Origin of the sequence: Rhizobacter sp. (assembly GCF_031412075.1) — a bacterium.
In the GTDB taxonomy this organism is placed as follows: Bacteria; Pseudomonadota; Gammaproteobacteria; order Burkholderiales; family Burkholderiaceae_C; genus Rhizobacter.
Map to the genome: position 1 here is coordinate 1 of NZ_JANOCG010000505.1, position 9132 is coordinate 9132.

The following is a 9132-nucleotide window of genomic DNA, read 5'->3' on the forward strand; positions in this document are numbered from 1 at the left end:
CGGCCTGGGTGTGGCGCTGTGCCTGGCCCGCCAGGGGGCTGATGTCATCTTGAACGGGTTCGGTGACCACGAGCCTGCGCGTGCCGAGGTTGCCGCGCTCGGCGTGAAGGCCGGCTACCACGGGGCCGACATGAGCAAGCCGGCCGAGATCGAGGCCATGATGGCCTACGCCGAGAAAGAGTTCGGCGGCGTCGACATCCTGGTCAACAACGCCGGCATCCAGCACGTGGCCAAGGTGGAAGACTTTCCGGTAGCCAAGTGGGACGCCATCATCGCCATCAACTTGAGCTCCGCATTCCACACCACGCGCCTGGCCATCCCGTCCATGCGCCAGAAAAACTGGGGCCGCATCATCAACATCGCTTCGGCCCACGGCCTGGTGGCCTCGGCGCAGAAATCGGCCTACGTGGCGGCCAAGCACGGCATCGTCGGCTTCACCAAGTCGATCGCGCTGGAGACGGCCACCACCGGCATCACGTCCAACGCCATCTGCCCGGGCTGGGTGCTCACGCCGCTGGTGCAAAAGCAGATCGACGACCGTGCGGCGCGCGAGGGCATCACGGTTGATAAAGCCAAGATTGATCTGCTCAGCGAGAAACAGCCGTCGCTTGAGTTCGTCACGCCCGAACAACTGGGCGAGCTGGCCGTCTTCATGTGCTCGCCTGCCGGCGCCAACATCCGAGGCGTGGCCTGGAACGTCGACGGCGGCTGGGTCGCGCAGTAACAAGCCCCCCAGTCGCTTCGCTCCTGCCCCCAAGGGGCGCCCGCCAGTGGCCCGGCAAAGCCGGTTCCACGGCGGTGGCTTGATCGGTCGCTTGCTGCGCTCGCTCTACTTGGTCATTTGGACGGTGCCGTTCACGGTGACCGTGACGGTGCCCTTGCCCAGCTCCACCGGCAGGCTCTCCGAGGCGTCGGCTGACTTCGCATTCATGCGAACCATGGGCGCCGGGCTGTAGCTCATCGGCTCGTTGCTGTTCACATTGACCTCACGCACGGTGTAGCTGCTAAAGCCGAACTGTTTGGCGTAGTCGGTGGCCTTGGCGCGGTAGCTGGCAATGGCCTCGGCGGCCACCGCGCTCTCGACCTTCTCGCGCTGTTCTTTCGAAAGACCCGAGCCCACGCGGGCAATCGTCATCGTGGTGATGCGACCGGTGAGCTTGGCGATGCCGGGGATGTCACGCCCTTCGATGCCCAGCTCGGCCGTGCCTTGCCAGCCGGTGATGCCGCCCTTGGGCGAGTAGCGCGGGAAAAGCGAAAAGTTGCCGGTCTGAACATCGATCTGGCCCGGCTTGGCGGCCCTCTTGGCTTCGGCCAAGGCAGCGTCGAGCGCCTGTTTCAGGGCCGATTGCACGCTGGCTGCATCGGTGCCGTCTCTCGTGGCGCTCAGCGTGACGCTGAGCAGGTCTTTCGTCACCTCGACGCTGGCGCTGGACGACAGGCCGATCACGTTTTGCGGCGGTGGGTCAGCAGCCCACACCGAGGTCGAGGCGAGCAAGGTGAGCAGGGCAATCTTGTTTTTCATCAGGGAATCCTCAGGCAGTCAAAAAGGGAAGCAGGTCGAATTGCCCGCGCACCACGGGCTCGGGGTCAAGACCCCACCAACGGCGGGCGATGGTCGCATAGAGCTGGCGAAAGTCGGCGGTATGCACCAGGTTCTGTGTGGCATCCAGGCGCTCCAGATCGGGCATGGTGCCGACCACACCGCCACGCACCGAACCACCCAGGGCGAAGTGCGGCGCGGCCGTGCCGTGGTCGGTGCCGCCGCTCTGGTTTTGCCGCGCACGCCGGCCAAATTCGGAATAAGTGACGACGAGCGTGCGCTCCCAAGCTCCGATTTCCACCAGGCCCGCACGCAAGGCCACCAAGCCCTCGGCGAGTTGCTTCAGCAGCGTGGCGTGGGTTCCGAGCTGCCCACGGTGGGTGTCGAAGCTGCCGTGCGTGAGATGGAACACCGGCACACCGCCCCGGCCTTTCTGCCCCGCCACGATCTGGCAGGTGGCACGCACCGCCTGGCCGAAGCCGTGCGCTGGGAACTCGGTGTTGAGTGGTGCTCCGCCGGGGTTGCGCAAACCTTCGGCGGCCTGCAGCACGCCAGCCTCCACCCGCAACACATGCTCCAGCGCCGCATTGCCGCGCACGCTGGTGGGCGTGACCAGACGCGCCTGATTCACGAAGGCCTCGGTGTTGGTGAGCGACACCGCCCTCGCGCCGCTCAGTGCACCCAGCCCGGCGCTGCCCACGGCCACGCCCTCGGTGGTGAAGCGGGCCGCATTGCGCAGGCCGGCCGACATGGCGCGGGCCACCCAGCCTTCGTCGAGGTACTCGGTCGAACGCGACGCGGTGTCCCAGATCTCGATCGAGCGAAAGTGCGACAGGTTGGGCTGCGGGTAGCCCAGGCCCAGCAAGATGGCCATCTCGCGTTTTTCAAACAGCGGCAGCAGAGGCGCAAGCGAGGGATGCAAGCCGATCGCCGCATCGAGCTTCAGCACCTCGTCGGGTTTGAGGCCGAGGGTGGGCCTCAGTTGCGCGTAGGCGGGGTGTGAATAGGGCACGACGGTGTTGAGCCCGTCGTTGCCGCCCTTCAGCTCCACCAGCACCAGCATGCGGTCGGCCGCAGAGGCAGCCCGTTGTGCCCACGCGAGGCTGGGCACTCCGGGCAAGGCGAGGCCGCTCAGGCTCAATATTTGGCGTCTGTCGATCATGGCGAGGCTCCTCACTTGAGCTGAAAGGCGGGGTCGAGGCTCAACGCCCGCAGGTACTGCAAGCCCACTGTGCCGGCGGGCACCGGGTTCACGGCCGGCGTGGCCAATACGGCTTCGACGATGCGCGCTTGCGAGGCCGCATCGGGCTCACGGTCGGGCCAGGCGCCCATCGGCTTGAGCCAGGCTTCGGCATCGAAGCGCATGTCGACCCCACGGCCGCCGCCCATGCTGTTCATGTTCATGTCCAAGCCGCGAAACAGGCGCTCGGTGAAGCGCTTGCGGTTCAGGAGGCTGGTGCTGTTGATCCAGTCGGTGTAGCCCGGCCAACCCTTCACGTTGGGCGGCAGGAACAGCATCTGCCCCAGGCGCGAGGTCACCGCCACCAGCGGCAAGGTGCTGTCGAGCTGAATGTCGAACTGCCGCAGCGTGCCCACCGCCAGCTCCACCGGCGATTTGATCAGCGACGCGCGTGAGTCATCAGCCCAGAAGGCGTCGCTCAACAGCAGCTCGCGCAAGGCCACGTCGGTGCGCCAGCCGCTGGCGCGAAAACGCTGGGCGATGCGATCGACGCTCGCGGCGTTGGGCGTGGGCGACACAAACTCGCGCCACAGCTTGGTGGTGATGAAACGGGCGGCGGCCGGCTGCTCCATCATGGCGTCGAGCGCGCTGGTGGTGTCGAAGCGGGCGCTGCGGCCAAACAGTGTTTTCTCACCGTCGTCGTGCTGGCGTGGCCGCAGCTGCGCGCGCCAGGTCTCGCGGTCGACCGACCAGCCGGAGAAGGCACGCGCGGCCTCCTTGATGTCACGCTCGTTGTACTGGCCCTCACCCAGGGTGAACAACTCCATCACCTCACGCGCAAAGTTTTCGTTCGGTGCTTGCGCGCGATTCGCGGCTCCATCGAGGTAAATCAGCATTGCTGGGTCACGCGCCACGCCCTGCAGCAGCTCGCGAAACGAACCCAGCGCGTGTTGGCGCAGCAGCTGGTGCTGGATGTACATGCCCTGCGCCTGCTGCACCTTCTGCGCCGAGGTGGCGAAGTGGTTGTGCCAGAACAGCACCAAACGCTCGGCCAGCGGCGTGGGGGTGTCGCGCATCTCTTGCAGCCACCAGGCCGCGAGCGCGATGGTGTCGGCACGCGACTGCTGGCGTGCCGCCTTGCGCGCCTCGTCATCGGCCAGGCGGCCATAGGGCGTGCGCAGGGCCTCACGCGTGAACGCCGGTGCCGGGTTCAGAGGTTTGGCAAGCTGCGCGGCGGCGAGCAGCTTGTCCACCGCGGCCTCGGCAGACAGGCCGACCCAGGGCTGCAGCTCAACGGGCGACGGCATAAAGCCGGTGCGTGACAACAGGTGCCGCGCGTCGGCCGCAGTCAGCTGCGAAGGGATTGAAGGTTTCATGGGCGCCTCGCCATGGCGGGAGTGAGATGCCCGCTCAACGAGCCATCATGCGGCCGCGCCGACACGCCACCATGGACTTCACAAAGCTTCACTTGGCGCTTTGGCGCCCCTGTCATAGATTTGTAACAAGTGGTCAAGGCCAACCAAAACGGCCTGTGAACCTGCGCACAATGCCCGCTGTTACAAATGACGGAAGGCCAGCCATGACGCCAAACACCAACGCCCGCCCCGACCGCATCGTCGTGGTCGACGACGACGCCCGCATCCGCGACCTGCTGCGCCGCTATCTCACGCAAGAAGGCTTCGAGGTGCTGCTGGCCGAAGACTCGAAAGCGCTCAACCGCGTGCTCACCCGCGAGACGGTCGACCTGATCGTGCTCGACCTGATGCTGCCGGGCGAAGACGGCTTGTCGATATGCCGCCGGCTGCGCGCCGCGAACGACGTGACGCCCATCATCATGCTCACCGCCAAGGTCGAAGACGTGGACCGCATCGTCGGCCTCGAAGTCGGCGCCGACGACTACTTGCCCAAGCCGTTCAACCCGCGCGAGCTGCTGGCGCGCATCCACGCCGTGTTGCGCCGTCGCCCCGCGATGGAAGCGCCTGGTGCGCCTGCCAAAGACGCACAGACCGTGACCTTCGGCCCGTTCGAATTCGACCTCGCGCTGCGCCGCCTGTCGAAAGACGGCGAGCAGATCGCGCTGACCACCGGCGAGTTCTCGATGCTCAAGGCGCTGGTGCGCCACCCGCGCCAGCCGCTCTCGCGCGACAAGCTGGCCCAGCTCGCACGCGGCCGCGAATTCGAGCCCTTCGACCGCAGCCTCGACGTTCAGATCTCCCGGCTGCGCAAGATGATCGAGCCCGACCCGGCCCAGCCGCGCTACATCCAGACCGTGTGGGGCGTGGGCTACGTGTTCGTCCCCGATGGCGCGGCCTGATCGACAGAAACCGCGCCAGGGCCCCAAGAAGGGGCCCTTTTTCGCTCCGACGGTGCCCGACCCCCAGCCCCTTGCCATGCCACGCAAGACCGTCGCACTCAGCCTCTTCTGGCGCACGTTTTTCCTGCTCGCCATTCTGCTGGTGGGTGGCGTGTTCGCCTGGGTGCAGACTTTCCGGGCGCTCGAGTTCGAGCCGCGCGCCGTGCAGTCGGCGCAGCAGATCGCCAGCCTGGTGAACCTGTCGCGGGCGGCGATGAAATACGCCGACGACATCAACCGCATCACGCTCGTCAAGACCATGTCGAACCAGGACGCGGTCAAGGTGCTGCCGCGTGAGCCAGGCGACAAATGGGAGCCTTTCGAGTCGGACCGCTTTTCCAAGGCCATCAGCCAGGAGCTGCATTCGCGGCTGGGCGCCGACACCGTGGTCGCGTCAGCGGTGAATGGCATCAGCGGGCTGTGGGTCGGCTTCACGGTCGAAAAAGACGCTTACTGGCTGCAGGCCGACCCGACCCGGGTGCGGCCGATGGCGGGCAGCAGCTGGTTGTTGTGGGTGACCATTGCCCTGCTCGCCACCGTGTTCGGCTCGGCCGCCATTGCGCGCCTCATCAACCAACCGCTGCGCGACCTGTCGTTCGCCGCCAGCCGCATCCGCGATGGAGAGTACGAATCGCAGCTGGACGAGAACACGCTCACCAGCGAGATCCGCCAGGTCAACATGGGCTTCAACCGCATGGCCCGCGAGCTGGCCAAGGTGGAAGAAGACCGCGCGGTGATGCTGGCCGGCATCTCTCACGACCTGCGCACGCCGCTCGCCCGCCTGCGTCTCGAAGCCGAGATGAGCGTGCACGACGAAGAAGCCAAGAAAAACATGGCGCTCGACATCGACCAGCTCGACGCCATCATCGACAAATTCATGGATTACGCGCGGCCTGGCGAAACGAAGCTCGTGCCGGTGCACGTGAGCAGCCTGGTCGAGCGCGAGATGCAGGGCTTTCGTGATCCCTCGCAGATTCGCATCAGCTCGCGCGTGGCGATCGACACCAAGGTCATGGCCGACGAGGTCGAGCTCGGCCGGGTGTTCCAGAACCTGTTTGAAAACGCGCGGCGTTACGGCCGCTCCACCGACACCGGCATTGCGCGCGTGCAGGTGAGTTATGCGCGCACCGGGCCGTGGGTGATTCTGAGCGTGCGCGACTATGGCCAGGGTGTGGCGCCCGAGAAGATCAAGCAGCTGACCACGCCCTTCTTCCGCGGCGACGCGGCGCGCACGGCGGCGACGGGTGCTGGCCTCGGCCTGGCCATCGTCGAAAAATCAGTGCAGCGCATGGGTGGCAGCTTTGAGCTCGCCAATGCGATGGACGGTGGGCTGGTGGCGCATGTGCGGCTGAAAAAGGCGCCTTGACTCTCTGCGGAGCACAGGCAGGGTTTTCTCACCGCGAAGGCGCAAAGAACGCAAAGGTCGCCAAGAAAGACAATGCTTTCCTTTGCGTTCTTGGCGACCTTTGCGCCTTTGCGTTGAAAAGACGGTCGAGTCAGCTCAAGCCTTCACCAGCAAACACACCGCCCGCGCTTCAATCGATTCGAGGCGCCCCACCGGCCCCATGTTCTCAGCCGTCTTGGCCTTCACGTTCACCTGCTCCACCGGGATGCCCAGTGCGATGCCGATGCGCTGGCGCATGGGTTGAATGTGCGGCGCCATCTTTGGCGCCTGGGCGATGATGGTGCTGTCCACGTTGCCGATGATCCAGCCGGCGGCCTTCACACGACGGCCCGCTTCGGTCAGCAAGGCCAGCGAGTTGGCGCCCTGGAACTGCGGGTCGGTGTCTGGGAAATGGCGGCCGATGTCGCCCATCGCTGCGGCCCCAAAGAGCGCATCGGTGATCGCATGGCACAGCGCGACGGCATCCGAATGCCCCTTGAGGCCATGCGTGTGGGGAATCTCCACCCCACCCAGGATGAGCTTGCGCCCGGCGACCAGGGCATGCGTGTCCCAGCCCTCGCCAATGCGCCAGCGTGGCACTTGCGGTTTGAGCGTCATGGGCGTGTCCTCAACAGGCGTTCGGCCAGCGCAAAGTCGCTGGGGTAGGTGACCTTGAAATTTTCGAATGAACCCGGCACCAGCTTGGGCGCACGGCCGGTGGCCTCGATGGCACTGGCTTCGTCGGTGACGGCGCCCGCGCTCGCCAAGGCGCGCTGCAGCTCGCCGAGGCGAAACATCTGCGGCGTTTGCGCCTGCCACTTGTGGGCGCGCTCGACGGTGGCCACCACGCGGCCGGCGGATTCCTGCTTCATGGTGTCGGCCAGGGGCAAGGCCAACAGGCCACCCACCTCATCGTTCAAGCAAGCGTCGATCAAGGCATCGACCCAAACGGCCCGCAGCAAACAACGCGCGGCGTCGTGAACCAGCACCCAGTCGTGGGGCTGCGCACCGCGGCGCAACAACTCGGCCAATCCACTAGCGACCGACGCAGCGCGGCTCTCACCCCCCACACGCGCCACCCAGCCGGTGAACCCGGCTGTGTGCGATTCGAAAACCGTGTCTCGCGGGCTCAGCACCACCAGCGTCTGCCGAAGGCGCTTCACCTCGGCCAAGGCCAACAAGGTGTGCGACACCAGGCTGCGACCCGCCAGTGGCGCGTACTGCTTGGGCCCATCGGCCCCCGCACGCTCACCGACGCCCGCGCAGGGCACCAAGGCGTAGAGGTGAGGGGGAGATGTTGTGGTCATCAAGCGGGCAAAGAGGGGCGAATTCTATAATTCGCCCAGTTCATCGCCCCGGAGGAAAACGCCTCAGCGGGGCGATTTGATTTTGTCTGGTTCCCATGCAGTTGCCCGCCCTCGCTCCCGGTAAACGCTTCACCCTGCCGCGGCCGCTTGGTTCGGCCGACGCCCTGCTGCTGGCGCGCTTCGCCCAGGCACAAAAAGCACAAGGCCAGCTCACCGCCATCATCAGCGCCGAGCCCGCCGACACGCAGCGGCTCGAAGGTGAGTTGCAGTTCTTCGCACCCGATTTGCGTGTGGCCGTGTTCCCCGACTGGGAAACCCTGCCCTACGACACCTTCTCGCCGCACCAGGACCTGATCTCCGAGCGCCTGGCCACACTCTGGCGGGTGCAGCAGGGCGAGGTCGACGTGGTCTTGATGCCGGCCTCCACGGCGCTGGTGCGATTGGCACCGCCGAGCTTCCTGGCGGGCTACACCTTCCACTTCAAACAGAAGGCCAAGCTCAACGAAGCGGCGCTGAAGGCCCAGCTCACGCTCGCCGGCTACACGCATGTGAGCCAGGTGGTGTCACCCGGCGAATACGCGGTGCGTGGCGGCCTGATCGACCTCTTCCCGATGGGCTCGCTGGTGCCCTACCGCGTCGATCTGTTTGGCGACGAAGTCGACAGCATCCGCACCTTCGACCCCGACAGCCAGCGCAGCCTCTACCCCGTGCCCGAGGTGCGCTTGCTGCCCGGTCGCGAGTTCCCGATGGACGACGAGGCGCGCGCCGCCTTTCGTGCCCGCTGGCGCGAAAAGATGGAAGGCGACCCGACCAAGGTGCGCTTGTACAAAGACATCGGCAGCGGCATCGCCACCGCCGGCATCGAGTACTACCTGCCGCTCTTCTTCGACGGCACGGCGACGATCTTTGAGTACCTTTCGCCCATCTCCGTTCGCCCTGAGCCTGTCGAAGGGCCTTTCGACACAGCTCAGGGCAGGCTTCGACAAGCTCAGCCCGAACGGAACGGGGGCGCAGCCGTTGTCTTGCACGGCGACATCGACGATGCGCTGAAACGCTTCTGGACCGACACCCGCGAGCGTCACCGCTTCTTGCAGCACGACCGCGAGCGGCCCATCCTGCCGCCCGAAGACCTGTTCCTGCGGCCCGAAGACTTTTTCACGCTCGCCAATGCCCACGCCACGCTGGTGGTGCGCGGCAAGGAGCCGGTCGAGTGGGCCCGCCCCCTGCCCGACCTGAGCGTCGACCGTGGCGCCCCCGAGCCGCTGAAGAAGCTGCAGCTGCACGTGGGCACCACCCAGCACCGCGTGTTGATCATGGCCGAGAGCCAGGGCCGCCGTGAAAGCCTGCTCGAGCTGCTGCGCGACAGCA

General features: G+C 66.2%; 8 protein-coding genes and 1 pseudogene. 4 read left to right on the forward strand and 5 right to left on the reverse strand.

Translation table 11 applies throughout. From position 1 onward, the window contains the following. Nucleotides 1-724: 3-hydroxybutyrate dehydrogenase (locus RMO40_RS18660; RefSeq protein WP_309724590.1), on the forward strand; the 724-nt coding region annotated here is incomplete at its 5' end. Nucleotides 725-829: 105 nt separating this feature from the next. Here RMO40_RS18660 and RMO40_RS18665 read toward each other — a convergent pair. From RMO40_RS18665 to RMO40_RS18675, 3 genes are read right to left on the reverse strand one after another with little or no spacing between them, the layout of a single operon-like run. Then, a complete protein-coding gene (locus RMO40_RS18665) occupies nt 830-1522 on the reverse strand; it encodes an SIMPL domain-containing protein (protein ID WP_309724592.1) in 693 nt (230 codons plus the stop codon). Between the two features lie 10 nt (nt 1523-1532). Next, nucleotides 1533-2699 carry a DUF1501 domain-containing protein gene (locus tag RMO40_RS18670; RefSeq protein ID WP_489660196.1) on the reverse strand — a complete coding sequence of 389 codons (1167 nt, stop codon included), beginning with the start codon at nt 2697-2699 and terminating at the stop codon, nt 1533-1535. A 14-nt stretch (nt 2700-2713) separates the two neighbouring features. Continuing rightward, a complete protein-coding gene (locus RMO40_RS18675; protein ID WP_309724596.1) occupies nt 2714-4096 on the reverse strand; it encodes a DUF1800 family protein in 1383 nt (460 codons plus the stop codon). A gap of 203 nt (nt 4097-4299) precedes the next feature. On the opposite strand from RMO40_RS18675, the gene ompR reads away from it, so the two are divergent. Both ompR and RMO40_RS18685 read left to right on the forward strand, forming a co-directional pair. Further along, nucleotides 4300-5034 (forward strand): osmolarity response regulator transcription factor OmpR, encoded by a 735-nt coding sequence (ompR, locus tag RMO40_RS18680; RefSeq protein WP_296685334.1) that lies wholly within the window; start codon nt 4300-4302, stop codon nt 5032-5034. Nucleotides 5035-5110: 76 nt separating this feature from the next. Next, nucleotides 5111-6439 (forward strand): ATP-binding protein, encoded by a 1329-nt coding sequence (locus tag RMO40_RS18685; protein WP_309724599.1) that lies wholly within the window; start codon nt 5111-5113, stop codon nt 6437-6439. A gap of 135 nt (nt 6440-6574) precedes the next feature. Here the strand turns inward: RMO40_RS18685 and ispF are convergent, their stop codons facing one another. Both ispF and ispD read right to left on the reverse strand, forming a co-directional pair. Then, complete coding sequence (ispF, locus tag RMO40_RS18690; RefSeq protein WP_309724601.1) at nt 6575-7075, reverse strand: 2-C-methyl-D-erythritol 2,4-cyclodiphosphate synthase; 501 nt, start codon at nt 7073-7075, stop codon at nt 6575-6577. Next, nucleotides 7072-7764, reverse strand: a complete 693-nt coding sequence (gene ispD / locus RMO40_RS18695) for a 2-C-methyl-D-erythritol 4-phosphate cytidylyltransferase (protein WP_309724603.1) — start codon at nt 7762-7764, stop codon at nt 7072-7074. Before ispD ends, ispF begins: the two co-directional genes overlap by 4 nt. A 95-nt stretch (nt 7765-7859) precedes the next feature. On the opposite strand from ispD, the pseudogene RMO40_RS18700 reads away from it, so the two are divergent. Next, a pseudogene (locus RMO40_RS18700) lies at nt 7860-9132 on the forward strand (transcription-repair coupling factor); the annotation flags it as partial.

Bases quoted from the DNA above. Each gene is read 5' to 3' on its own strand.
- ispD (WP_309724603.1), bottom strand. From the start codon at position 7,764: ATGACCACAACATCTCCCCCTCACCTCTACGCCTTGGTGCCCTGCGCG.
- RMO40_RS18675 (WP_309724596.1), bottom strand. From the start codon at position 4,096: ATGAAACCTTCAATCCCTTCGCAGCTGACTGCGGCCGACGCGCGGCAC.
- RMO40_RS18685 (WP_309724599.1), top strand. From the start codon at position 5,111: ATGCCACGCAAGACCGTCGCACTCAGCCTCTTCTGGCGCACGTTTTTC.
- RMO40_RS18665 (WP_309724592.1), bottom strand. From the start codon at position 1,522: ATGAAAAACAAGATTGCCCTGCTCACCTTGCTCGCCTCGACCTCGGTG.
- ompR (WP_296685334.1), top strand. From the start codon at position 4,300: ATGACGCCAAACACCAACGCCCGCCCCGACCGCATCGTCGTGGTCGAC.
- ispF (WP_309724601.1), bottom strand. From the start codon at position 7,075: ATGACGCTCAAACCGCAAGTGCCACGCTGGCGCATTGGCGAGGGCTGG.